At 40.3% G+C, this 25077-nt stretch carries 21 protein-coding genes and 2 tRNA genes; 16 read left to right on the top strand and 7 right to left on the bottom strand.

The features are described from left to right. Window positions 1-170: 170 nt before the first annotated feature. Window positions 171-1580: a nitronate monooxygenase gene (locus tag R3D71_01070; GenBank protein ID MEZ5690240.1), complete on the top strand. Its 1410-nt coding sequence runs from the start codon at window positions 171-173 to the stop codon at window positions 1578-1580. A 77-nt stretch (window positions 1581-1657) separates the two neighbouring features. Here the strand turns inward: R3D71_01070 and R3D71_01065 are convergent, their stop codons facing one another. Further along, window positions 1658-2011, bottom strand: coding sequence for a hypothetical protein (locus R3D71_01065; protein ID MEZ5690239.1), 354 nt, complete (start codon window positions 2009-2011; stop codon window positions 1658-1660). Between the two features lie 223 nt (window positions 2012-2234). Between R3D71_01065 and R3D71_01060 the strand changes: the two genes are divergently transcribed. From R3D71_01060 to R3D71_01050, 3 genes are all read left to right on the top strand, one after another. Next, a tRNA-Gly gene (locus tag R3D71_01060) sits at window positions 2235-2308 on the top strand. A gap of 86 nt (window positions 2309-2394) precedes the next feature. Further along, window positions 2395-3585, top strand: coding sequence for an elongation factor Tu (gene tuf / locus R3D71_01055; protein ID MEZ5690238.1), 1191 nt, complete (start codon window positions 2395-2397; stop codon window positions 3583-3585). A 78-nt stretch (window positions 3586-3663) separates the two neighbouring features. Further along, a tRNA-Trp gene (locus R3D71_01050) sits at window positions 3664-3739 on the top strand. A gap of 188 nt (window positions 3740-3927) precedes the next feature. On the opposite strand, the gene R3D71_01045 is transcribed toward R3D71_01050, so the two are convergent. Together R3D71_01045 and R3D71_01040 are read right to left on the bottom strand one after the other, a co-directional pair. Continuing rightward, a complete protein-coding gene (locus R3D71_01045; GenBank protein MEZ5690237.1) occupies window positions 3928-4806 on the bottom strand; it encodes a rhodanese-related sulfurtransferase in 879 nt (292 codons plus the stop codon). Window position 4807: 1 nt separating this feature from the next. Beyond that, complete coding sequence (locus R3D71_01040; GenBank protein ID MEZ5690236.1) at window positions 4808-6748, bottom strand: AsmA family protein; 1941 nt, start codon at window positions 6746-6748, stop codon at window positions 4808-4810. A 77-nt stretch (window positions 6749-6825) separates the two neighbouring features. On the opposite strand from R3D71_01040, the gene R3D71_01035 reads away from it, so the two are divergent. Together R3D71_01035 and R3D71_01030 are read left to right on the top strand one after the other, a co-directional pair. Then, window positions 6826-7056: a hypothetical protein gene (locus tag R3D71_01035; GenBank protein ID MEZ5690235.1), complete on the top strand. Its 231-nt coding sequence runs from the start codon at window positions 6826-6828 to the stop codon at window positions 7054-7056. Window positions 7057-7770: 714 nt separating this feature from the next. Then, window positions 7771-11481 carry a vitamin B12-dependent ribonucleotide reductase gene (locus R3D71_01030; protein MEZ5690234.1) on the top strand — a complete coding sequence of 1237 codons (3711 nt, stop codon included), beginning with the start codon at window positions 7771-7773 and terminating at the stop codon, window positions 11479-11481. Between the two features lie 36 nt (window positions 11482-11517). On the opposite strand, the gene R3D71_01025 is transcribed toward R3D71_01030, so the two are convergent. Beyond that, window positions 11518-12408, bottom strand: coding sequence for a hypothetical protein (locus R3D71_01025; GenBank protein ID MEZ5690233.1), 891 nt, complete (start codon window positions 12406-12408; stop codon window positions 11518-11520). Between the two features lie 129 nt (window positions 12409-12537). Here R3D71_01025 and R3D71_01020 point away from each other — a divergent pair, with 129 nt between their 5' ends. Beyond that, a complete protein-coding gene (locus R3D71_01020; protein MEZ5690232.1) occupies window positions 12538-13146 on the top strand; it encodes a DUF3800 domain-containing protein in 609 nt (202 codons plus the stop codon). 348 nt (window positions 13147-13494) lie between these two features. On the opposite strand, the gene R3D71_01015 is transcribed toward R3D71_01020, so the two are convergent. Next, window positions 13495-14829 (bottom strand): citrate synthase, encoded by a 1335-nt coding sequence (locus R3D71_01015; GenBank protein ID MEZ5690231.1) that lies wholly within the window; start codon window positions 14827-14829, stop codon window positions 13495-13497. Between the two features lie 140 nt (window positions 14830-14969). Here R3D71_01015 and R3D71_01010 point away from each other — a divergent pair, with 140 nt between their 5' ends. The 4 genes from R3D71_01010 (at window position 14970) to R3D71_00995 (ending at window position 17510) form a co-directional block, all read left to right on the top strand. Next, window positions 14970-15155 (top strand): hypothetical protein, encoded by a 186-nt coding sequence (locus R3D71_01010; GenBank protein MEZ5690230.1) that lies wholly within the window; start codon window positions 14970-14972, stop codon window positions 15153-15155. A gap of 455 nt (window positions 15156-15610) precedes the next feature. Continuing rightward, window positions 15611-15940, top strand: coding sequence for a cupredoxin domain-containing protein (locus tag R3D71_01005; GenBank protein MEZ5690229.1), 330 nt, complete (start codon window positions 15611-15613; stop codon window positions 15938-15940). A 35-nt stretch (window positions 15941-15975) separates the two neighbouring features. Continuing rightward, entirely contained in the window at window positions 15976-16782 is an 807-nt protein-coding gene (locus tag R3D71_01000) for an FTR1 family protein (GenBank protein ID MEZ5690228.1), read from the top strand. Next, a complete protein-coding gene (locus R3D71_00995; protein MEZ5690227.1) occupies window positions 16779-17510 on the top strand; it encodes a hypothetical protein in 732 nt (243 codons plus the stop codon). Before R3D71_01000 ends, R3D71_00995 begins: the two co-directional genes overlap by 4 nt. On the opposite strand, the gene R3D71_00990 is transcribed toward R3D71_00995, so the two are convergent. Then, a complete protein-coding gene (locus tag R3D71_00990) occupies window positions 17511-18281 on the bottom strand; it encodes a potassium channel family protein (GenBank protein MEZ5690226.1) in 771 nt (256 codons plus the stop codon). A 59-nt stretch (window positions 18282-18340) separates the two neighbouring features. Here R3D71_00990 and R3D71_00985 point away from each other — a divergent pair, with 59 nt between their 5' ends. From R3D71_00985 to R3D71_00975, 3 genes are all read left to right on the top strand, one after another. Then, on the top strand, window positions 18341-18799 hold the full coding sequence (locus tag R3D71_00985) for an ion channel (protein MEZ5690225.1): 459 nt from the start codon (window positions 18341-18343) through the stop codon (window positions 18797-18799). 176 nt (window positions 18800-18975) lie between these two features. Then, entirely contained in the window at window positions 18976-19206 is a 231-nt protein-coding gene (locus tag R3D71_00980) for a hypothetical protein (protein ID MEZ5690224.1), read from the top strand. A 21-nt stretch (window positions 19207-19227) separates the two neighbouring features. Further along, complete coding sequence (locus tag R3D71_00975) at window positions 19228-19581, top strand: hypothetical protein (GenBank protein MEZ5690223.1); 354 nt, start codon at window positions 19228-19230, stop codon at window positions 19579-19581. A 545-nt stretch (window positions 19582-20126) separates the two neighbouring features. Here the strand turns inward: R3D71_00975 and R3D71_00970 are convergent. Beyond that, the gene (locus R3D71_00970; GenBank protein ID MEZ5690222.1) at window positions 20127-21668 is read right to left on the bottom strand and encodes an alanine/glycine:cation symporter family protein; all 1542 of its coding nucleotides are present in this window, start codon (window positions 21666-21668) and stop codon (window positions 20127-20129) included. 205 nt (window positions 21669-21873) lie between these two features. Here R3D71_00970 and R3D71_00965 point away from each other — a divergent pair, with 205 nt between their 5' ends. After that, window positions 21874-23370: an amino acid permease gene (locus R3D71_00965; protein ID MEZ5690221.1), complete on the top strand. Its 1497-nt coding sequence runs from the start codon at window positions 21874-21876 to the stop codon at window positions 23368-23370. Window positions 23371-23461: 91 nt separating this feature from the next. Then, on the top strand, window positions 23462-24982 hold the full coding sequence (locus R3D71_00960; protein ID MEZ5690220.1) for a hypothetical protein: 1521 nt from the start codon (window positions 23462-23464) through the stop codon (window positions 24980-24982). The last annotated feature ends 95 nt before the right edge of the window (window positions 24983-25077 follow it).

Genomic DNA, 25077 nt, shown 5'->3' with positions numbered 1-25077 from the left:
AGTATTTTTATAGTTATTAGATTTTTCCTTGTTTCATGATTGTGTTAACTGCTATATAGCTTTATAGTCATCATTTCATAGTCATTTAGAAGAATAGTTATCTTAAGTGATTATGGTTAAATTTACGTGTTTGGGTTGATAAGTATAATCATGAGATTTTGGAATTAATTATGGCTGATTTTCGTCAGAAATTGAAGCCTGTGGTAATATCAGGAAAAGAAGTCCATCCTATAATAGAGGGTGGCAAGGGTATAGGAGCGAGTAATGGTAATAGCGCGGGAGCTTTCGCTGCCGCTGGCGCTGTTGGTACTTTGTCTGGCGTAAATGCTCAGTATTATGATGATAAAGGCAACATAATACCATACCATTATGAAGAGAAAACCCGCCGCGCGCGCCATGAGGAACTTATTGAGCAAAGTATCCGTGGCGGCGTTACCCAAGCGAAAATAGCTCATGATATAGCGGGCGATAATGGTCGTATCCACGTAAATATTTTATGGGAAATGGGCGGAGCAGAAAGAGTCCTTACTGGAATTTTAGAAGGAGCTAAGGGACTCATTCATGGAATTACCTGTGGTGCTGGCATGCCTTACCGGCTTGGTGATTTAGCCGCAAGCTACGGCGTTTACTATCACCCGATAATTTCTTCAGCGCGCGCGTTTAATGCTTTGTGGAAACGCTCTTACAATAAAACATCAAAATGGCTTGGCAGTGTGGTTTATGAGGATCCATGGCTTGCTGGTGGTCATAATGGGCTTTCAAATGCGGAAGATCCAGACGCGCCGCAAGATCCTTACCCAAGAGTAGCTGCTCTTAGGAAAGCGATGAATAGTTTTGGTCTTGAGGAAACCCCAATAATTATGGCAGGTGGAGCTTGGCATTTGAAAGATTGGGAGCATTGGCTAGATAATCCTGAAATTGGTAAAATAGCTTTCCAGTTTGGTACTCGCCCGCTACTTACCAAAGAAAGTCCGGTATCTAGCGATTGGAAAGTAAAGCTAATGACCTTAGAGGAAGGAGACGTATTCCTAAACAGGTTTAGTCCGACCGGTTTTTATTCCTCTGGAGTAAATAATGATTTCATTAAAGAATTGCGTGGTCGTGAAGAACGGCAAATTGAGTATAGGATGGAACAGGAAGGACTATTCTCCGAACCGCTTCCTGTTGGCGCGCGTGGACGTCCAGTTTTTGTACAGCCTGATGATAAGGAAAGAGCGGAAGATTGGAAGAAACTAGGGTTTGTTGAGGCGATGAAAACGCCGGACTCTACCTTAATTTTTGTAACCACTGAGAAAGCTCAGGAAATCCATAAAGATCAGGTTGATTGTATGGGCTGTCTTAGCCATTGCCGCTTTTCCAACTGGAAGGATCATGATGATTTTATGACTGGGAAACGCGCCGATCCTCGTAGTTTCTGTATACAAAAAACCCTACAAGATATTATTCTAGGCAAACCAGTTGATTCACAGCTTATGTTCTCTGGTCATAATGCTTACAAGTTTAAGAATGATCCTTTTTACGCTGATGGATTTATCCCAACTATCAAAGAGTTGGTGGATAGGATTTTGACGGGGTATTAAATGGCAATAAAAAGAGGTTGATTAAAAAAGAGGGCGTAATCAACGCCCCCTTTTTTGAATATAATTAGAAAAGTATTTTATTTTTTAGCGGCACCTGCTTTTTCTTCCATTTTCTTTTTCATTTCTTTCATTTTTTCTCTTTTAGCCTCATGGTGAGCTTGCCACTCATCTTTAGTGATTTTTCCATCACCATTAGCGTCCTTCATTTTGAATTTCTTATCATGAAACGCTTGGGCTTCTTCCTTTGTGATCACACCATCTTTGTTAGTATCTATTTTTTCCCATTTTTTGGCGTGCCAGCCTTTTTTACACATTTTGCCTTGCTTATGCCCATCCATCTGTGGCTTTTTATCAGAAGCTTTTTCACTCGCCATAGCTACCGTAGAAGTCATCGCTAGAACCGTGCTTATAGTAATAAATGTCTTTTTCATAACTACTCTCTTTAATTGAAATTGATTTATACTTTTAACATAACCAAATCACCCAATCGCAGGTGAAGTCAGAGAATATATAGCTATTTTTAGGGTTTTGCATTATTTATTTACTTATTAATGATTCTGATGTTGATTTTTTCTAACAGCTGGATTAGAAACCGCTAATATATTTGGCATACGCTTTATCTATAGCAGGTTCGCCTACTATTTTTTCAAATTCGCGGGTGTAGTTCAATGGTAGAACGTCAGCCTTCCAAGCTGAACACGAGGGTTCGATTCCCTTCACCCGCTCCATTAAGGCATGTGCTTTTTTTATAACCGGTATTTGAGAAAATAATATAACAGAATCATTTAACACTAATTAGTAAGGAACATAAACAATGTCTAAAGAGAAATTTGATAGGAGCAAGCCTCACTGTAACATCGGGACTATAGGTCACGTAGATCATGGCAAGACGAGTTTGACTGCTGCGATTACGAAGGTATTGGCTGAGGCTGGTCGGGCTAAATATTCGGCATATGACAGCATTGACGCCGCTCCTGAGGAGAAGGCGCGTGGTATAACCATTAACACCGCTCACGTTGAGTATGAGACTGAGGGTCGTCACTATGCTCACGTTGATTGTCCTGGTCACGCTGACTATGTAAAGAACATGATTACTGGCGCGGCGCAGATGGATGGTGCGATACTTGTTGTATCCGCCGCTGATGGTCCGATGCCGCAAACTCGTGAGCATATACTTCTCGCTCGCCAAGTTGGTGTTCCAGCGCTTGTCGTGTTCCTTAACAAATGTGACATGGTTGACGATCCTGAGCTTTTAGAGTTAGTTGAGATGGAAGTTCGTGAATTGCTTAGCAAGTATAAATTTCCTGGTGATGATATACCAATCATTCGTGGTTCGGCTTTATGCGCTCTTGAGGATAAGAATCCTGAGCTTGGTCGTGAGGCTGTTTCTAAACTTATGGACGCTGTTGATAGCTATATACCGCAACCTGAGCGTCCGATTGACAAGCCTTTCATCATGCCGATTGAGGATGTGTTCTCTATATCTGGTCGTGGAACTGTGGTAACTGGTCGCGTTGAGCGTGGTATTGTTAAGGTTGGAGAGGAGATAGAGATAGTTGGTCTGCGTGATACTCAGAAAACCACCTGTACCGGCGTTGAGATGTTCCGTAAGCTTCTTGATGAGGGTCGCGCTGGTGATAATGTTGGTGTGTTGTTACGTGGTACCAAGCGTGATGAGGTTGAGCGTGGTCAGGTTCTAGCTAAGCCTGGTTCTATCACTCCGCATACTAAGTTTACCGCTGAGATATATGTTCTTACCAAAGAGGAAGGTGGTCGTCATACTCCGTTCTTTAGTAATTATCGTCCACAGTTTTACTTCCGTACTACTGATGTTACTGGTTCTATTAAGCTTCCAGATGGTGTTGAGATGATTATGCCGGGTGATAATGTGAGCATTGAGGCTTCGCTTATCTCACCAATCGCGATGGAGGAAGGCTTGCGCTTCGCTATCCGTGAGGGTGGAAGAACTATCGGCGCTGGTGTCGTAGCCAAAATTGTGGAGTGATTCACGTTGGGGCTAGGTTCTAGGAACTAGGTTCTAGTGTCTTCTAGTTTCTAGCCCCTAGAACCTACTCCCTGAAATAGGGGTGTAGCTCAGTTGGTAGAGCGACGGTCTCCAAAACCGTAGGTCGCAGGTTCGAATCCTGTCGCCCCTGCCAACATTAGTAAAGTAGACTTTAGTCTACTTTACTAATGTTAGTATTTGTTTGACATAATGAGAACCGTTAGGTTCGACAATTTTGCAGCAAGCAAAATTGGACGGCGGAACAATAGCGAGCCGCCCATAGGGCAAATGACCAGTAGGTCATTTGTCAATCTGTCGCCCCTGCCATTATCAGTAAAGTTATTACCTTTTAGTAGATTCAGGCGCTTGGTGGGTTTGTAGTTTACCATTTACACAATAAGGGCAGATAACATGCTCATCATAGGATGGGTGTTCTCTATCTTCTGGAAGCAGAGAGTGTCCGCAAGCGTTACACATGCTGGCAGTGCTACTTGGCACAAGCCCGTGTCCAACGGCTATACGTTTATCAAACACGTAGCACTCCCCTTCCCATAAACTTTCATCTTCTGGTATTTCTTCCAAATATTTAAGTATGCCACCTTTTAGGTGGTAAACATTTTCAAATCCCTCATCCTTAAGCCATGCGGTAAATCTCTCACAACGTATCCCACCAGTACAATAGGTAGCGATTTTTGCCTTTTTCTTATCAATATCCTGACTATCTATAAAGTCAGCAAGATGTTTGAAGTTTGGTATATCAGGATCTATAGCGTTCTTGAATTTGCCAAGATGGGTCTCATAACTATTGCGTGAGTCAATTAGTATAGTGTCAGGATCAGCAAGCAATTCATTCCACTGCTTTGAATCAAGATGGGTACCAGGATTAAGCGGGTCGGACGGTCTTCCCATTGAGATAAGCTCTTTTTTCAAGCGAACTTTAGTACGGATAAAAGGATGTTGCTCGCTATAACTATCCTTATGCTCAAATTTTTCACCGATTATTTTCTTTTCTAAGAAAGCAAGCGTCTCATCAATATATTGAGCGTTACCGGCTACGGTTCCGTTTATGCCTTCATGGGCGATAAGTACCGAGCCTTTTATTCCTCTTTCTTTTAGAAAGTTAAGCAGAACAAAACGCTTTTCCTCAAAATCAGGGAAATCAAAAAAATGATAGAAAGCGGTTACCTTGAACATATTGTTCGCTATATTTTTATCAGTCATCTTACCTAAAACCCTGCAATAAATTTTTTAGATCATCCGGTTTTTTTATGGAATTTTTTATTTCTCTTACCGTATCCCTTATTTTTGTTGGGTTTTTAATAGCGTCCTGAGCTATGGCGTTTAGATCAGGCTTAAATTTAAGCTTATTAAAGGTACCGCTAACTATTATCGGGATATTGATTCCACTTTTATCCTGCCCACCCTGCCCTTCAAGGGTAGCGACGAAACTCGGACTCAGCCTGTAATTAACATAATTACGTGGCAAGTCAATATTTCCCGCGCCACTTAGGCGAAGTAATGGTGCTTTCATTATCAGGTCATTATTATTTAATATACCTTTATTTATTGTAAAACTGCCGCTTAGCTCAGAAAAGCTAGTTTCTTCAGAGTATGAATCAACGCCAGTGACAACCTCTTTTGCGCCGGAAACTATCTTGGCTATGTTTATTCCCTTTATTTTTCCATCACTTACCATAATTTTACCATCTCCAAAGAGAGAGGATATTATAGCTTGCTGCGAGCTGCCGGAAGCTTTAAGCGAAGTAGAAAAGCTACCAATACCTTTAAGTTTATCAAACTTAGCGAAATCTGTAAGCAGTGGTTTTAGTTGAACTTTATTAGCGTTGATATTTGCTGAGAAATTACCGGCGGAAGTCGCCACCGCGTCTATTTTGGCACTTCCACTATACAGTGACGCTGTTGGTATATTTACCGATAAAGCACCTTTTGCAAGCTTTGTTATCGCTTTTAAGTCACTTAATTCCGCTTGTTGATATATTAGCTTTTTTACATCAAGTTTTATGTCAGCGTTAGCTTTATTAAGCCCTGATAAATCTATCTTATCACTGGACGCATTCTCCGCCGCGTAAGCGCTACTAATGATTGATATGTTTCCTATCTTATTTTCAGCTTGTTTTAAGTATGGGTTGAGATTTATGGTATCCGATGTCATATCAGCCTTAATATACGGTAGAGATTGCGCGAAATTTATTTCCGCGTTTCCGGTAAGTTTGTTGTCATCAAGTGATATAGAAGACCCTTTTAACAGACAGCGTACATCGCTACAGTCAATATGAGCTTTTATATTAAGTGAGTTTTTCATAGCGTTGTTTAGAACTAATTTCATGTCTGCCCATTTAACAAGACTATTAAGGGACAATATATTTACATCAGCATCACCACTTATTTTTTCCTTACTCGCTGCTCCATTAAATTTTATTTTGGCAAGAGAGCCTACTATAAGATTAAGATTAGTTTTACTACTGCCACCATCTTTAAGAGACAAAGGTTTTTGTGTGTCAAAATCAACGTTAATTTTTTCATTATTAAACATCATATCAGCCTTCACACCGAGTGGTGATGAAAGTGAAGGCATGTCCACAGCGAAATTTATATTTTTAAGATTATATTTTTTACCATCTTTAGCATTGCTATAATAGAAATTACCATTTTCTATTTTGATAATCCCAAGCACCGGTAGAATTTTTTTATTATCCTGTTCGCTAGCTACTATTTTATCATTCTGATTGTTATTATCACTTGGTTTTGCCTGCTTCTTGCCAAACTGCCAATTATTCTTGTTATTTTTATCTATCTCAAGATTTATTGTCGGCTTGCTAAGTATGAACTGCTTAATCCTTATATCACCACTAAATAACGGCATGAGGGCTACTTCCGCTGTAAGCGAGTCTATCTCCACCATATTTTTTTTACTAAAATTTTCTGGGTTTGAGAGAGATACTTTTTGCAGCTTAACTCCAATGTCAGGCCATAGGCTGGCTTTAATCTCTCCAGCTATAACTAGGTCACGTCCGGTAAGTTCTTTTACCTTACTTATCGCTATTTCTTTTACCGTATTAATTGGAATTAAAAAAGGAACGGAAACAATTGCTATTACAAGTAATACAAACAATATTAGTGACCATTTTATAATACGTTTCATAATTATTGCCTTCAATTTTATTTTCTGTTATTTCTGCGTGCTAGTATGAACTGGCACTTTTCGCAGGAGTATCACAAGTGGTTATTAATGTAAATCCTAGCTTAGTTAATATACAGTCAGGCAGCTCAGGCAGAAGGGACCGTAACCGCTCCTTAGTAAGCTCTAAAAAATATGTTATCCCAAACAAAGCTGAGATTAATAATATACCCGCGCCGGAAACCATGAATACGATGATTCGCAGCGCTGTTGATGCGTTGCGTGGCGGGGTTTTCTGGGATCGCGGGACAATGCTTAACTTACTAGTGTGAGTAGCAAATCGTTTTTTGTTTACTATGCTCTCTATCATTTTTATTTCGCTCCCGCTGTGGGATTACTGTTCCTCATTTTTACGAATATCCCCTCTCCTTTTGGGAGAGGGTTAGGGTGAGGGGTATTTTTTATATTCGCCTCCGGTATTTCCCACTGGAAATCCCATGAGGCATTGCTGAAGGCTCACTCGGTCTGCTGACCGAGTTTCTTGTTCCTCATCTTTACGAATATCCCCTCTCCCTTTGGGAGAGGGTTAGGGTGAGGGGTTATTATATATTTCGTCCCCGTGAAAATCTACTGATTTTCACATGGGACATAGCTTCCTCCTACGCTCTTTGAGCTTAGGCGGACAGGCAGGGCTGGCACGACCTGCTGGTCATGCTCTTGTTCCCTAATGCCTAGCATAGGACATACCCACCAACTTATGCACATACATGCTCATTATTTTATTGTTTTGTCGTAAGCGGTTATCACTTTATCCACATTTTTCACAAAATCATTTTTTAACAAAAAACCCATCATATAGTATCAAAATACATGTCAAGCACAATATATAGTTGCATTACGAATATATGGTGTTAGAATCACCATTATCATTTTGAGATATGATGCTTGTTTTTGTAATTATCAACTAATTGAATCGTGAATTATAAACCGTTGCTATAATAGCTAAGTCAGAACACTAAATAACTTAAATTTAAGAGGAATAAAGGATGCGCATAGAAAAACACTTTACCAGATCCGCAAAGAAAACTGATACTTTTTCTATCTATGACCATATAGACTTCAAAAAAGTTGATGTTGTCATGAAGAATCCTGATGGATCTGTGGTGTTTGAGTCTTTGGGTACTGAGGTTCCAACCGGCTGGTCACAAGTCGCTAGTGATGTTCTCGCGCAAAAATATTTCCGTAAGGCTGGGGTGACGGCTTTCCTTAAGAAAGTTGAGGAAGAAACCGTACCAAGTTGGCTATGGCGTAGTGTGCCTGATGAAGAAAAACTATCTACTTTACCAGAAGATGAACGTTTTGGTGGTGAGACATCATCTAAACAAGTTTTTGACCGGTTGGCGGGCGCTTGGACATATTGGGGCTGGAAAGGCGGATATTTCGACACAGAAGATGACGCGAAGAGCTTTTATGACGAGATACGCTTTATGTTAGCCAGCCAAATGGCAGCCCCTAATTCTCCGCAATGGTTTAATACTGGCTTGCACTGGGCTTATGGCATAGATGGTCCTAGTCAAGGGCACTACTATGTTGACGCGGAAAACAAACAACTTACTAAGTCCCGTAGCGCTTATGAAAGACCACAACCGCACGCTTGCTTTATTCAAAGCGTTTCCGATGACCTAGTAAATGAAGGCGGCATAATGAATTTATGGGAACGTGAAGCCCGTCTATTCAAATATGGTTCCGGCACTGGCTCCAATTTTTCTGACCTTAGAGGAATAGGAGAAAAATTATCTGGCGGCGGCAAATCATCAGGTCTTATGAGCTTCCTTAGAATTGGTGACAGGGCGGCAGGCGCTATTAAATCAGGCGGTACTACCAGAAGAGCGGCTAAGATGGTAGTGGTTGATATTGACCATCCTGATATTGAGGAATTTATCCGTTGGAAAGTTATTGAGGAACAGAAAGTAGCCGCTATCGTAACTGGCTCTAAAATATGCGCTAAACATCTAAAAGCCATTATGAATGCCTGCAATATCGGCAGTAATGAATCAAGATTTAACCCATCAGATAATCCAGCTCTTAAAAACGCTATGAAAGAAGCGAAAAAAGCTCTTATCCCTGAAAATTATATTGTAAGGGTGATACAATTCGCCAAGCAAGGATATACTGAGATTGAATTCCCTGAGTATGATACTGACTGGGATTCTGAAGCCTATCTTACCGTATCTGGCCAGAACTCAAATAATTCCATACGCGTAACGAATGAATTTTTGGAAGCCGTAGAGAAAAACAAGCCATGGCATCTGATAAACCGTAAAGATGGCAAGGTAAGCAAAGAAATGCCGGCGTCTGAATTATGGGATGAGATAGGGTACGCGGCGTGGGCATGCGCTGATCCGGGCTTACAGTATGACACTACCATCAATGAATGGCATACCTGCCCAGAATCCGGCAGAATAAGAGCGTCTAACCCTTGTTCTGAATACATGTTTTTAGATGATACCGCTTGCAACCTAGCGTCAATAAACTTGCTAAAATTCAAAAAAGACACTGCCAAAGGCTCTGATAATATTTTTGATATAAAATCCTTTGAGCACGCTTGTAGATTATGGACTGTCGTGCTTGAAATATCGGTGGCTATGGCACAATTCCCATCAAAGGAAATCGCCAGACTGTCTTATGAATATCGCACGCTTGGTCTTGGATTCGCTAATATTGGCGGCTTACTTATGGCAAGTGGTATTCCCTACGATAGTGATGAGGGAAGAGCTATAGCTGGCGCTATCTCAGCTATTATGACTGGAACATCTTACGCGACCTCCGCTGAGATGGCAAAAGAGCTCGGTGCTTTTGATGGTTACAGTGAAAATAAAAAATCAATGCTTAAGGTGATGAATAACCACCGGATAGCAGCTCTTGGTAAAAAAGATGGGTATGAGGATCTATCAATTAATCCAGTACCACTTGATATTGATAATCTTGAGGATAAATCTTTGGCAAAAGCAGCTAAGAAAGCTTGGGATACCGCTATTATGTGGGGCGAGAAATATGGTTTCCGCAACGCTCAAGCGACTTGCATAGCTCCGACCGGTACTATCGGGCTGGTGATGGATTGCGATACCACTGGAATTGAGCCGGATTTCGCTCTAGTAAAATTCAAAAAACTAGCTGGTGGCGGTTATTTCAAAATAATCAATAATCAAGTCCCCCCTGCCCTTGAATATCTTGGCTACACCAAAAAACAAATAAAGGATATTACTTCCTATGCTGTTGGACATGGCTCTCTTAAAGGCAGCAACGCTATAAGTCATGAGGCGTTAAAAGAAAAAGGGTTTGATGATAACGCCATAGAAACCATTGAGAAATCTCTTGCTTCGGCGTTTGAGCTTAAATTCGCTTTTAATAAATATTCACTTGGTGAGAAATTCTGCAAAGAGAAACTTGGTTTTAACGATGAGCAATTAAATGATTATTCATTTGATATGCTTAGCGCTCTTGGTTTCTCAAAATCTGAGATTGAGGCAGCTAATGAATATTGCTGTGGTACTATGACCTTAGAGGGTGCGCCACATCTAAAAAATATTCACCTTGCTGTATTTGACTGCGCCAATCCTTGCGGGAAGAAAGGAACTAGATTCTTATCCGCTGAATCGCACATAAGGATGATGGCAGCCGTTCAGCCATACATATCGGGAGCTATCTCTAAAACCATTAATATGCCAAATTCAGCGACTGTGGAGGAATGTAAAGAAGCGTACCTACTGTCATGGAAGTTGTGTCTTAAAGCTAACGCTCTTTATCGTGATGGATCTAAACTATCGCAACCGCTTAATTCGGCGATCGCTACCGAATTAGAGGATGAGGATGAGGACGAGGAACAAACACCAGAACAATATCGTGCCGCTCGTCAACCGCAAGTTATAGCGGAACGTATTGTTGAGAGGGTTATTTACGAGTCACAGAGGCGTAAGCTACCGGAAAGACGTAAAGGTTATACCCAGAAAGCAAGTATTGGCGGACATAAGGTTTATCTGCGTACTGGTGAATATGAAAATGGTGAGATTGGAGAGATCTTTGTTGATATGCACAAGGAAGGAGCGGCTTTCCGCTCACTAATGAATAATTTCGCTATCGCTGTTTCCATCGGCTTACAATATGGCGTACCGCTTGAGGAGTTTGTTGACGCTTTCACCTTTACTCGTTTTGAGCCGTCAGGAATAGTTGAGGGCAATGAGACGATTAAAATGTCAACCTCAATACTGGATTATATATTCCGTGAGCTAGCAATTTCATATCTAGGGCGGAATGATTTAGCGCATGTTGACGTGGATGACACATTATCTGATTCTATAGGTCGTGGAGCTGGTGATTCCACCCGCCCTAGCGACGAGCCAGAACTACCTAACCTGTTCTCTAAGGTAGCGAGCAATGGTTTTGTACGTGGGAAATTGTATGTAGTATCCAATAATGATGGAAATAACACCGCAAGACACGCTCAAGTTTCTGGTAACCTCGCTTTGGCTAATGAAGAAGCTGTTGCCTACCTTGAAAGTGAGCAAGAGGATATTGACGTAAAAGTTGGTGTTAGTGTTAAAAGTAAAAAAGCGAACTTAGTAAGTGAAAAAATCCGTGAGGCACGCGCTAAAGGTTATGAGGGTGACGCTTGCATGGAATGCAACAACTTTACCTTAGTGCGCAACGGAACTTGCTTGAAATGCGATACTTGCGGTAGCACTAGCGGCTGTAGCTAGAAATATAGAGGCATAATTAAAAAAGTGTGATGCTTTTTAGAAAGAATTGAGGAAAGCTTTTATAGCTTTTTTCTTTCTATGGAGTTTCAACCCACGGTGGATATTTATTCTTTCCTTGAGGTGAGAGAAGAAGCCTTCTAGATGGTTGGTTGTTGGCGGAATATTCTGTTCTGGAAATTCCTTGTATGTAAATAGCCTGTGCAGATTTTCTTGCACGGAATTATATGCAGAACGCGTCCTTCCGTGCGTAAATCTTCCACCCTTTTTGGCATTCAGGAATCCTTTGTGCTGCTCTGCCAGAGCGTAAAATTGAGCCACAAAATCTTCTGGTTCGGTATTGCATAATTTTTCCATCAACTCCTTCAAATCCTTTGCAGGACGGAGCTTTGGATTATTTCCAGTATATCGCCTTACAATCGCTTTTTGATGGAAAATACACATTTGAATTGGTACTCCACCAAGTGTTTTTCTGATGTTTTCATAAAACCCTTTGCGCCCATCAATGGTCACTGATTTGAAGCAATATCCTGCCTGCACAAGCTCATGCAAAGCTTCACGCAAATGCTTCACTGATTCGGTTTTGATCTCTTGGTAATAAATGATTCTGCTGCCATCATGCGCACAGAAATAGCCATATTCTCTGCCGAAGAAAGACGCATCCATGAGCAGGTTAATCGCTTCTTTTGAGGCAGGAAAAATTAATCCTTCTGCCCACTCAAGAGCATCAAATTCCTTGGTGAGCTTGGGGATGGAAATATCAAGAATGCTAGCAATTTCTGCTAGTGTTCGGCGTTTGTGCAGCCAGTCTAAATAGTAACGCTTATAGTCGGTTTTTTTGCCGCGCTTATCAACCCATTGATGTAAGCACAAGTTGCAACGATACCGTTTACGACCACGCAATTTGCCATTGCTTTTTATGCTGCTCAAACCGCATTTTACACAGCGTTTTTAGACACTTTTATAATCCTTTTTTAAAAATACAGTATATCGCATTGTTTTATAAAGCAATTATGCAGATTCTAGCATCACACTTTTTTAATTATGCCAATATAGACTATGTTGGTTGTTATTGATGAGAGTGGAGACGCTGGCTTTAAGCCTGCGTCTTCTTCTCATTTTGTAATTGGGATGATAATCTTCGATAATTTTAATGATGCGGAGGGAACTGCCAATATAATTAATAAGATAAAACGTGAAATAGGGTTTAAGAGAGAATTCAAGTTCAGTCACTCTGACAATAGAAAAAGGGATGTATTTTTTAATAATATAAGAAAAGCAAAATTCAAAATCAGAATATTCGTAATAGAAAAAAAATTGATATATAGCCACAACTTGAGACAAAATAACACTTTATTTATAAATTATTGTCTAAAAAATTTAATGAAAGACGGCTCACACCGACTAAGAGATGCTGTGGTAAAAATTGATGGGACTGGCAACAAAGTGTTCAAAAAAGAATGTGCCAGCTACTTAAGAAAAGAGATTCCTTCTGGGATTATAAAAGATATAAAATTTCGCAACTCTAAAAATGACGTGCTCATACAATTAGCGGATATGATAGTAAGCGCATATTCAAGACCATTCAATAATGCTGACAAACAAGACAGTTTCAGGTGGAGAAATATGTTTGAAAACAAAATAGAAAATGTCTGGAATTTCAAGTAATTCTAATTCTTCTGAATTTATACTACAATCTGAGTCCATGGCGATTGCATTTGGGTATCAGGCATTGAACATGATACTGTCATGCCGTCTTTATGACGGCATCCGGTTGTGAAAAGCAGAGCTTTTCACTGGATTGCTCTGCAACCCACCAGACCCCGCTAACCACGTGCGGGGTGACATTGTATCCAAAGGTGATTGCTATGAATCTGAGTCGCCCCGCTGCCTAGTCTTGCAAACAGACATGTACACCTGAAGGTGCCGATTCGGTCAGCGAGGGCATTTGTGCGATGATTATATATGGCAACAAATTGCAAGTCAACAAATAACTTAAAATTACCTATTTATCAATTAGTTACGCTTACCAAGTTCTACAAACTCACGTGGAGCTGGACCCACGAATAGTTGACGTGGACGACCAATTTTATTTTTTGGATCCTCCATCATTTCTTTCCACTGCGCTATCCAGCCAGAAGTACGGGCTACCGCGAACAACACCGTAAACAGCTTGGAAGGAATCCCCATCGCGCGATAAATAATACCGGAATAAAAATCAACATTCGGATATAATTTACGCTCAATGAAATATTCATCAGAAAGCGCGATACGCTCAAGCTCAACGGCGATCTTAAGTAGCGGCTCATCCACTTGTCCAAGCTCTTCTAACACTTCTTTACAGGTTTGGCGTAGAACAGTAGCGCGCGGATCATAATTTTTATAAACACGATGCCCAAATCCCATAAGCTTAATGCCGCTGTTTTTATCTTTTACTTGTTTGATAAACTCAGGAATCTTACTTACGTCACCAATTTCCTCCAGCATATTAATAACCGCTTCATTAGCACCACCATGCGCTGGTCCCCATAGCGAAGCGATACCAGCCCCAATACAAGCAAATGGATTCGCTCCTGAAGATCCTGCCATCCTTACGGTTGAGGTTGAGGCGTTTTGCTCATGGTCAGCGTGTAAGATAAGTATCTTATCCATTGCGCTAGCGAGTACTGGACTTACTTTATATTCCTCACACGGGGTTGAGAACATCATATGCAAGAAATTCTCGGCAAAACCCATATCATTACGTGGATAGATGAATGGCTGACCAATTGAGTATTTATACGCCATAGCTGCTAAGGTTGGCATTTTAGCGATAAGACGGTGAGCGGCAAGCTCACGCTGTTCATGATCATTTACATCTAGCTCATTATGATAAAAAGCGGAAAGCGAAGCAGCGGCACCCGCCATAACCGCCATCGGATGCGACGCACGAGGAAAGCCACGATATAAGAACTGTAATTGCTCATGAATCATTGTGTGTAAGGTTATTTTACGGTCAAAAGACTGTTTCTCCTGAGCGTTTGGCAACTCACCATTTAATAACAAATAAGCCACTTCCAGATAGTCTGATTTTTCTGCTAAAACATCTATATCATAGCCACGATAGCGTAGTATCCCCTGCCCTCCGTCAATAAAAGTTATTTTTGAGTCACAGGAAGCGGTGGAAAGAAATCCTGGATCATATGTAAAGAATCCGGTTTCATTATATAGCTTGGTTATATCTATTACGCTCTGACCTTCTGTCGCGTCATACACCGGCAGATCTATATTTTTTCCATCTACTGATAAGGTAGCGGTACGAGTTGAAGATGATTGATTATTACTCGCGACCGTGGACCGTGTGTTAGACATTGTAGATACTCCAATAATATGTTTATAATGCGACTTCATATATACATATAAATTGGTGATAAACAAACTATTTATAACCACATAAGAAATTTGGGAAAAAATCTGTGCCAATAAAGGATATAATATCTATAAAAAATTTTATGACGGAAAATTTTATTAGGATTATTCTATTGTGCGTGATGTTTATAGCGGGATGTGATTTTAGCAGTAGCTGGGATGATGTTGATTACTCATCTATAGCTGATGATATATATGAAAATGATGATAGCTACGTCCTGCCCTCCTCGCTCACCTGCCTTAATAGTGACCTCTTTAGCTGTGATTAGGATGGGGAAATAAGGAATCTTCTCAATTTCTAAGATTCCTCTATTCGCTTACGCTCAGTCGGAATGACAATGTCATCCCGAGCGTAGCCGAGGGATCTTTTATATTCGTTTCTGAGAACTCTACTGAAAATCTCATGAGGCATTGCTCAGGGCTCACACAGCCTACTGGAAATTATTTATATCTCATCCCCGTGAAAGCCTACTGACTTTCACATGGGACATTGCTGAATACTCGCACAGCCTACTGGCTGTGCTTCTTGTTACTCAATTTTCTAATTTTTAAGCCCTATTGCCTAAACCATGCTCTCTATTTCTTACAAATATGTGTTGCAAATGATTATTATTTGCTATAAAGATGCGATTGATAATTATTCTCAATTAAGGTAAAATAAATATAACAAACAATCAACAACCTGAAAAACATACTTTATTTATATAACAAAAAGGATAACAACATGAAAAAAATTCTAATCAGCGCAGTAGCTTTGAGTACATTTTTCTCATTTTCAGCACTGGCGGATACACCGATATTTAACATAATTATAAAAGATCACAAATTCCAGCCTGATGTATTAGAGATACCTGCTGATAAAAAAGTGAAGTTAGTAATTGATAATCAAGACCCAACCGCTGAGGAGTTTGAGAGCAATGACTTTAACCGTGAGAAAGTTATTGGCGGAAACTCAAAGGGCGTTATTTTTGTTGGTCCACTTAAAGCTGGTGAATATAAATTCTTTGGTGAATTTAATATGGATAGCGCTAAAGGAAAATTGATCGCTAAATAAAAAACATCAATAACTCTTAACTACAAAATAAAAACATGGAACAATCTTTTATAATCTTATTTCGGGAAGTTCTGGAGATGGCTATTATCATCTCCATAATAATGGCGGCAACACGTGGTGTGCCAAAGCGTGGAATGTGGGTGTTAATTGGTGCTGGCGGTGGAGTGGCTGGGGCAGCGATTATCGCTTTGTTCGCCGGAAAAATATCTAATGCTATGGATGGTCTTGGTCAGGAAATATTTAACGCTGGAGTTTTGTGCGCCGCGGTGTTGATGATAATCTGGACTGTTATCTGGATGGAAAAACATGGGAAACAGATAGCGCAGAAAATGAAAAATATTGGCAAATCCGTCGCTAGTGGTGACACCCCTCTTTACTCAATGGCGATTGTAGTAAGCCTTGCAATGTGGCGTGAAGGAGCGGAGATAGTGTTATTTATGACTGGGATAATAAACACATCACAAGACTCCATTTTCTCTATAATGTCAGGAGCGGTAGTAGGAACGGCTATGGCCGCTGTTATAGGATTCATGATATATTTTGGTCTTATAAAATTATCCACAAAATATTTATTCTCTATTACGGGGTGGCTGTTGATATTCCTTGCCTGCGGTATGAGCGCGAAAATGGCATCTTACCTCAACGCCGCTGATATTCTTCCAGCGTTTGGACAATTATGGGATAGTGGATGGCTGTTGTCACAGGATAGCACAATTGGTGGAATAATGCACGCTATGCTTGGCTATAGTGAACGTCCAAGTGGGATTCAGCTAATGTTTTACGCTGCTACCATGATTTTAACTTTGGCACTTATAAAAATTACAAGAAAGGAAAAAGTGTGAATAGGAAATTTATTATAACAACAGCGATAGGTTTTTCTTTAATGATAAGCTCTAACGCTTACGCTCTTAAAGTATATTCTCCTTATGTGGAAAAAGGTGTTTTTGAAATTGAAAGTGAGAACCGTTTTGATTTTGACTCACGTTCCAGTGAGGATAGATTTCGTCAACATAAGTTTGGTGTTGGCTATGGTGTTGCAGATTTCTGGGCAGTTGAGCTTGTTGGTGAGTTAGAAAAGAGTGGTGGCAGAGGTTATGAATATGAGGCTACGGAAATTGAAAATATATTTCAACTTACCGAAGTAGGTGAATACTGGGCGGATTTTGGTCTTAAAGTTGATTATGAATTCAAACATCCGAGCGGTGATGCCGATAAAACCTATGTGGCGTTACTTGCCGCTAAAAACTTTGATCAGTTTACCACAATGTTAAATCTTGGGGTTGAAAGAGAAATAGGAAGTAACGGCAACAAAAATCCAGAAGGTGATATTAAGTGGATGGCTAAGTATAATTATCATCGCTTGTTTGAACCCGGTGTTGAGTATTATGGAGAGATTGGTGAGTTTACCAATATGGGTAGTTACAGTGAACAGAAGCATAGGCTAGGCCCTGTATTTTATGGGACTATTAGTAGCGGGCTAAAATATGAGATAGGAACATTGTTCGGTATATCCAAATCAGCGGAGGATTATGCTGTTAAGATAAACTTGGAATATGAGTTTCCGTTATAGTTAACTGCCTCCACTTGATGGAATATCAAGTATTGAGCCGCAATGTTTGCAATATACTGAGTCACTCTCATGCAGAAACAGACCGCATTTCTCACAGGTATGACGGACTTTTGACGGACGGAAAATTGTCTGCACTAGGCGCAGGAACAACGAGCCACCAAGTATCATTATGGCTATGGAAATTATCCTACCGCTCTGACCGCTAAGAGTTATATCACCAAATCCGGTGGTGGTAAGCGCGGCTATGGTAAAATACATAGCGTCAACAAAGTTTGTAACCTCCTTATTTACCTCAACTTGGGTCACGAACACCAATTCTGTCATGAGAAAAATAAAAATGAACAAGTTGGTAGCACTTAGGATAATATCCTCATTTCTACGGAAATAGTCAAAATCCTGCCGGAGCCTATCTTGCAGGCGGTATGAACGTAGCAAACGTAATATACGCAGAGCTCTGAGGAACGCTAAATTCTCGCCAAGCAGCGGCAACAAGAATGATATGGTAGCAATCAAGTCCGCCATATTCAGAACATTGATAATAAATGATGTTTTTTTAGGCGCCATCCACAGGCGAGCGAGATAATCAGCCGCTAGATATAAGCCAAAAAATATATCTATTATCTCTATTACATCAACGCCATAAAAGAAACTTGAGACAACCAGAAAAATTATGGTAACAACATCTATGGCAAGAAGTGTATAGCGAAAATGGTGGGAAATTGTGCTGTCACCCTCGTATAGATCATATATTTTCTGTTTCAATTTTCGCATATTTTTATATGTTATATGAATAAATTATATCCACAAATTACCGAAGATAAGTTATAATAATGAGTTTTATATTAATATCATTACTTAGCGTTCTTATAATACTTACCACTAGCTTCATTAATTACAAAATTTTAAGCGCGGTGTGGAAGTTTCTTCCTCATCTGCATGTAATGCCACGCTTTAAGTCTTTCTTGATTATAATCCCGATATTCTCCTCTCATATCATCAATATATGGCTATACGCTATCGTCTACCTGTTAATAGAAAGCTTTACTGATTTTGGTACGCTTACCGGCAATATAGATATTGCCGCTTTTAACTATGAGAGTTTTATTGAACGTGTCTATTTCTCAGCGTCAACTTATACATCTCTGGGACTGGGTGATATAAGACCAACAAAGGAACTTAGAATGATAACCAGCGCGGAAGTACTAAACGGACTGGTGATGATCGGCTGGACAGTCTCATTTACTTATCTGGCTATGGAAAAAACATGGTTTAAGGAAAGCGATAAATAACTAATAAAAATTAATTGCCTTGTTGGATAATATTGTCAAAACTACATACAATACATTGAATAATAACAATATTTTTATGTAATAACAGTTTCATGCAATTGTAATATAATTTGTTTTCATTTTATGCTACTATACAATATGATAAATTGTAATGTTATAAGGAAAAAGAGGTTGTTATGTCTTTAAGAGATGTAAATTGGGGAGCGGTAATTGTTGGTGCGGCGGTTGTTACCACTTTAGCGGCGGTAGCAATGAGTTCTGGTAATATTTTAGCTGCATCACCACTCATAGAACATGCTGGGGCTACCATCATGGGGGCAGCCCTTGCCGGTGGTGTCGCTGGTAATATGACTAGTAAGCTGGTGAACCGAGTAGAAAATACAGTAGGCGCGGCGGTCGGTGCCTGATTCTAAAAGATATTAATACAGATGAGCAACGAAACAGGCATAGATAATAAAAAAGACTATCGCCTGATAATTTTGGTACGCGGGCTGATGAATGGCGGTGGATTTTACTGGTGCTATGTCGCGGTAAAGCCGGAGTTAGCTAAAGAATTCCAAAAAGCGATAAATAATAAATATAATATTCAGAACTTCGCTAAAGATGGTTATGGTGAAGTTATAGTATCGGGAAGAGGCAGAACCCCACCGCAAGAAGTGACTGACAAAGTAGCAGAAATTTATAATATTCCGGCAGAATCACTAAAAGAAGATGAGGATACCGGCGCTAACATAGCAAAAATCCTCGCTACCATAAACAGACATCCTGATAATCATCCTTAATCTCTATATTTGTCTCCGGTATTTCCCACTGAAATCTATTCTCGTCCCCGTAAAAGACAGTAGACTTTCATGGGGGTAAAAATATTATACTAAAAAAACTGCTCTCCCCTTGCGGGGGAGCACGCGAAATCAAGTGATAGCGCTGATTGAGCGGAGGGGGGTAGAGTATAGATAATCACATACCCCCCACCAAAAATTGAATCATTACTCTCTTCAATTTTTGACTCCCCCGCAAGGGGAGAGTAGAGTAATAGCAGTAGGTTGGGAATATCTTAGCCGTAGTTCAGGTTAAGTAGTTTATATTTCGCCTCCGGTATTTCCCACTGGAAATCCCATGAGGCATAGCTGAAGGCTCACTCGGTCTGACTTACCGAGTTTCTTGTCTCTTAGTTCTTCAATTCCTTCAAAGATTCCTCCATTCGCTTACGCTCAATCGGAATGACATTGTCATCCTGCGGCGAACGGAGCGAGAACACAGGATCTTATCTCTTAATCCAGAGATTATGTGCAGTCTTGCAGCTCACAGAGTGACGATTTATTATACTTTATCCCGCCGTGTCAAACTCTCCTTGCTTGAGGCGTTTTTTATAGGAAGCCAGATCCTTAGATAGATCATTACTAAGTATGTAAAGCCCGATTAGGTTAGGTACAGCCATAATAATCATAAGCGCGTCAACAAGATTTACTATTAATTCTAAATCTATCATTCCACCAATAAAGGTTGAAACGCAGAAAATGATATGGAATATACGTATATTTTTCTTGCCAAAAATATATTCCCATGCCCTCTCCCCATAATAACTCCAAGTTATCATAGTGGAAAAGGCGAACAACGCCACCGCGAAAGAAAGAACCATAGGGAACCAATAAATAACCGTCTCAAAGGCCATGCTAGTCATTATGATACCTTTTTTAGCTACTGCCGGATCGGTATAAACACCAGTTATGGTAATTACTAGACCAGTCATAAAACAAATAACAACTGTATCAATAAATGGCTCAAGCAGAGCCACACATCCTTCACGTACCGGCTCTTTAGTTCTTGCCGCCGCGTGAGCTATCGGTGCGGAACCAACCCCTGCCTCATTAGAAAAAGTAGCGCGACGGAAACCGGCAATTATAGCTCCTGTAATCCCTCCACCAACGGCGCTTAAGCCGAAAGCGTCCACGAACATAATTCTTATAGCCTCGCCAAGATGCTCAATATTTGCAAAAATAACAATCAGACAAGCGCTCACATACACGATAGCCATAAGTGGTACTATTTTCTCGGCCGTGCTCGCTATGCGCTTAATTCCACCAATTAGGACAAAACCAACACTTACGGCTAATATTAAAGCAACAAGCCAGTCAATTTTCCCTAATAGAGTAAAATTATCTTTCAGCAAAGCGACCGTCTGATTCGCCTGAAATATATTAACGCTACCAATTGAGCCAATAATACAAAGAACCGCGAATATAGCGGCCAGCACACGCCCTAGTCTTGGCATATTCTTCTCAGCTAGTCCTTTTCTTAAATAATGAAACGCTCCACCAGAGACCTTGCCATTTTCATCTATCTCACGATACTTATGTCCCATCACCACTTCAGCGAATTTGGTGGACATACCGAAAATTCCGGCTATTGACATCCACACAACCGCTCCCGGTCCGCCCATAGCAACCGCCACCGCCACACCAGCTATGTTACCAAGCCCAACAGTAGCTGATACTGCCGCTGTAAGCGCTTGAAAATGGCTTACTTCTCCAGGGTCATCCTTATTATCGTATTTTCCTGACACAACCTTTACGGCGTGCCCAAACATGAAAATATTTATAAAACCAAGCCTTACAGTAAAAAATACCGCGCCAAATATCAGCCATATTACTAATAACGGCATATCAAACAGGAATGGTACCTTATAAAACAACACATCATTCATATGGTTGGTGATAGCGGTGATAATTCTTTTAATGCTGGAGAATAAAAAGGAATCCGTAGAAGCTTGCTCTTCCGCCGCTGCCCATAATTTGGATGGAATAGTAAATACTATACCCATAGTCAGCAGTAACACAAAAAGTGGTGCCACCAATTTTCTATAATTCATCAACCCCTCCCCTGAATTTACAAATTCTATAGAATAAGAATATATATCTAGCAGACCATAACAGTTAACTATCTCATTACAAGCACTTTAACCAACACATTGATAAACAATCATTCTTTACAAAAGATAATAAAATAATTGCAAATATTCATTAAGTTGGTAAAACCAAATTGACTAAAACTATGAACAGGTTGGAGTATATATTATGAACTCATCAAGAGTAGCGGTGGCGACATCTTCTAGGAAACGTAAATTCATGACTAAAAAGTCAATCGCTACCATTCAGGCAGAGTCGCAAACCAGTAAATTAAAACGCTCTTTATCAGCGACCAACCTTGTAAGTCTCGGCATAGGCTGTATTATCGGTGCCGGTATTTTCGTGATGACCGGACAAGCCGCCGCTGAGTACGCTGGTCCAGCTATAATTCTATCATTTGTCATAGCCGGTCTTTGCTGCGCTTTCGCTGGTCTTTGCTACGCTGAGCTTTCCTCCATGCTGCCAGTTTCTGGTAGCGCCTATTCATACGCTTACGCTAGCATAGGTGAGTTATGCGCTTGGGTTATGGGACTGCTGTTACTACTTGAATACGGGGTCGCTGCTTCCACAGTGGCGGTTGGCTGGTCAGGATATTTGGTAAGTTTTCTTGGCAATTTTGGCGTGTCAATACCAGAGCATCTTACAATACCCACAGTGGAACTCACAAAAGGCGGGCATAGTGTTATTATAAATAATGGGATAAATTTACCGGCACTACTTGGTGTGCTTGCCATAACTTTATTTTTAGTAAAAGGGGTCAAGGAATCAGCGACCCTTAACAATATTATTGTCGCAATAAAGTTGGCGGTAATCGTGTTATTCATAGTAGCTGGATTTTTCTATATAAATCCTGACAACTGGCATCCTTTTATTCCTGAAGCGACCGAGACAGGAAAGTACGGTATGAGTGGTATATTACGTGGCGCTGGTATTGTTTTCTTTGCTTATGTTGGGTTTGAGGCAGTATCCACCGCAGCGCAAGAAGCGAAAAACCCACAGCGTGACATTCCTATCGGGATTCTTGGCTCGCTTGTGGTATGTACCATATTATATATGGCGGTCGCTTCCGTACTCACCGGAATAGTGCCTTATACTGAACTCGCCGTGCCGGATCCTATGGCGAAAGCTGTTGACTATATTGGTCTTAACTGGCTATCATTTATAATAAAAATAGGAGCTTTGGCTGGTCTTACTTCGGTGATGATGGTATTGATGTATGGTCAAACTAGAGTTTTCTATACGATGGCAAAAGATGGGCTCATGCCGGAAGTTTTCAGTAAAATTCATGAAAAATTCCATACTCCATATGTAAATACCATAACTGTTGGCTGCATTATTGGTCTTATTGCCGCCACCACTCCCATTGGCATATTAGGGGATTTAGTGTCACTTGGCACACTGACCGCTTTTTCTATCATATGCTTTACCGTACTTTATCTGCGTAAGGCGGAGCCTGAGTTGGAACGTCCATTTAAGGTGCCGTTCTCTCCATTCTTCCCAATGATTGGCATATTGCTATGCGGATATTTAATGTTTGGGTTACTTTCTAACCCGATTACAGTTAAGTTTTATCTTGTATATCTGGTGGTTGGCATTTCCATATACTTTTTGTATAGCCATAAACACAGCAAGCTCCATAAAATTGCGCAAAATGATAATGGTTAGTTAATAATTCTTTAATTTGGTGATTTTATAGGTTATAATCTACGAAATATAACAAATTATATTAATATATTTTCGTAGTTTAGGGCTATTAGTGACCAGTTATAAATACTCAAAAGGCAGCGTTATAGACGAGATAGACTTCCAGAAAACAGCTGGAGGTGATTATCGCGCTTATTTGCATGCCAAAGACGGAACAAGCGGAAAGATATTAAGTGATATATCCCACTCCATTATAAAACGTGGTTGGCAAGCGGTTCCCTTTACCAAAGATGGTAAACATACGCTGGAAATACGTGGTTTTGATTTTGAGGGACAATTAAAAAAAGAGCTGGGAAAAAATCATTGGATAAATGGCTCTCCAGAAAAAATAGAGGATAAAAAGGAAACAAGTAGCTTTATTGACCAAATAAAAAAACAAAGTCTGTTTTTGAGTGGTCTTGCTTATATTGTCGGTGATATTTCCTTTATACAATATGGTAAAAAAAGTAAAAGTCCTCTTGATGTTTTAGCTGGGGCAGCTTATTCGGGTGGAACTTGGTCATCCTTGTTGTTTGCTCGCAAAGGAATGGATGATTTACATGTAAAAGAGCTATCAGGTAGGATGGCTAATTATATGGCGTCACAAAATATTGAAATACCAGATAATTGTTCTATCTCAGCGATTACCGAAGATAAACATAAAGGTCTTATCAAAACCGCTGATGATTTTTTTCGGCGCTATCCTTCTGAAATGATGAATGGATTTTTTGCGCTTGCTGGTGCGTCAATAGCAGCGGCGGCAATGAAAAATAAAGTTTATGGAAAACCCTCTAAAATCACGGTTAGCGAAGTTCTGCAAAAGAAGAAAAGTGATTTTATGAAAGCTTCACCGAATCTTACCGATGCACAATATAGTAACATGGCATATGAACAGGCTAAAAAAGATCTGAAATACGCCGGTAAACTTGATGTTGGACTTGGTCTTACAACTCTTAGCTCCGGTATATTTGGAATAACCGTTGATGAAGAAGCTAGAGACCCTGATGTACCAAGAAAGAAGGGATTAGAAGGCGTATGGGAATGGGTAAAAGAAAGACCCCTTGCGATAACTGGTGTTGGACTTATGGTAAGCACTATGTTCCACGCCGTAAGTACAATGTCTGAATGGAAAAAAGGTGGAAGCGATGTAAAAAAAACTATCGCTTGGCGAGGATTGTTTGTTGCCGCAAGTATATTGGCTGAAGTACTTGTCACTATCTCCTCTAAAGGTCATGGTAAAGGGGTTGTGGGTGACAAAAGTGTTAAGGATACCGCGATTTCGCTCGCTGGTGAGATGATAGCTAAACAACCTCCCGCTAAGCATGAATATTTAATAGATTATATGTCAGGATTTTTGGGGCGTGATGACGTGCTCGCCATGAAAGATAGTGAGGTTAAAGACTTGCTCAGAACTCAGGTCGAAGCCGCGCGCAATAATCCATGGGCAAAATGTAAAATGCCAAATATTATACCAGAACTTCCAAGCTCTGATGTCGCCGCTAGACCAATTGATAAAAACGGTAAATGGCAAACAGTCATAAACGCGCAATCACTACAACAAACAAGTAACGGGCAATCTTTTTCTTCAGTTTAGATATGGATTAAGGTTCATCTGACCTGCTGGAAATTGTTTATTCTCGTCCCCGTAAAAGACAGTAGACTTTCATGTGGGTAAAAATATTATACTCA

It is taken from the genome of Rickettsiales bacterium, from assembly GCA_041396965.1.
Taxonomy (GTDB): domain Bacteria; phylum Pseudomonadota; class Alphaproteobacteria; order Rickettsiales; family SXRF01; genus SXRF01.
The sequence above is the reverse complement of the archived record's forward strand: the minus strand, read 5'-3'. Positions and strand labels throughout refer to the sequence as shown.

What these genes read in the sequence shown, in the direction of transcription:
- R3D71_01070 (MEZ5690240.1), top strand. Translation starts at nt 171, where the DNA reads ATGGCTGATTTTCGTCAGAAATTGAAGCCTGTGGTAATATCAGGAAAA.
- R3D71_01065 (MEZ5690239.1), bottom strand. Translation starts at nt 2,011, where the DNA reads ATGAAAAAGACATTTATTACTATAAGCACGGTTCTAGCGATGACTTCT.
- tuf (MEZ5690238.1), top strand. Translation starts at nt 2,395, where the DNA reads ATGTCTAAAGAGAAATTTGATAGGAGCAAGCCTCACTGTAACATCGGG.
- R3D71_01045 (MEZ5690237.1), bottom strand. Translation starts at nt 4,806, where the DNA reads ATGACTGATAAAAATATAGCGAACAATATGTTCAAGGTAACCGCTTTC.
- R3D71_01040 (MEZ5690236.1), bottom strand. Translation starts at nt 6,748, where the DNA reads ATGAAACGTATTATAAAATGGTCACTAATATTGTTTGTATTACTTGTA.
- R3D71_01030 (MEZ5690234.1), top strand. Translation starts at nt 7,771, where the DNA reads ATGCGCATAGAAAAACACTTTACCAGATCCGCAAAGAAAACTGATACT.
- R3D71_01020 (MEZ5690232.1), top strand. Translation starts at nt 12,538, where the DNA reads ATGTTGGTTGTTATTGATGAGAGTGGAGACGCTGGCTTTAAGCCTGCG.
- R3D71_01015 (MEZ5690231.1), bottom strand. Translation starts at nt 14,829, where the DNA reads ATGTCTAACACACGGTCCACGGTCGCGAGTAATAATCAATCATCTTCA.
- R3D71_01010 (MEZ5690230.1), top strand. Translation starts at nt 14,970, where the DNA reads ATGACGGAAAATTTTATTAGGATTATTCTATTGTGCGTGATGTTTATA.
- R3D71_01005 (MEZ5690229.1), top strand. Translation starts at nt 15,611, where the DNA reads ATGAAAAAAATTCTAATCAGCGCAGTAGCTTTGAGTACATTTTTCTCA.
- R3D71_01000 (MEZ5690228.1), top strand. Translation starts at nt 15,976, where the DNA reads ATGGAACAATCTTTTATAATCTTATTTCGGGAAGTTCTGGAGATGGCT.
- R3D71_00990 (MEZ5690226.1), bottom strand. Translation starts at nt 18,281, where the DNA reads ATGCGAAAATTGAAACAGAAAATATATGATCTATACGAGGGTGACAGC.
- R3D71_00985 (MEZ5690225.1), top strand. Translation starts at nt 18,341, where the DNA reads ATGAGTTTTATATTAATATCATTACTTAGCGTTCTTATAATACTTACC.
- R3D71_00980 (MEZ5690224.1), top strand. Translation starts at nt 18,976, where the DNA reads ATGTCTTTAAGAGATGTAAATTGGGGAGCGGTAATTGTTGGTGCGGCG.
- R3D71_00975 (MEZ5690223.1), top strand. Translation starts at nt 19,228, where the DNA reads ATGAGCAACGAAACAGGCATAGATAATAAAAAAGACTATCGCCTGATA.
- R3D71_00970 (MEZ5690222.1), bottom strand. Translation starts at nt 21,668, where the DNA reads ATGAATTATAGAAAATTGGTGGCACCACTTTTTGTGTTACTGCTGACT.
- R3D71_00965 (MEZ5690221.1), top strand. Translation starts at nt 21,874, where the DNA reads ATGAACTCATCAAGAGTAGCGGTGGCGACATCTTCTAGGAAACGTAAA.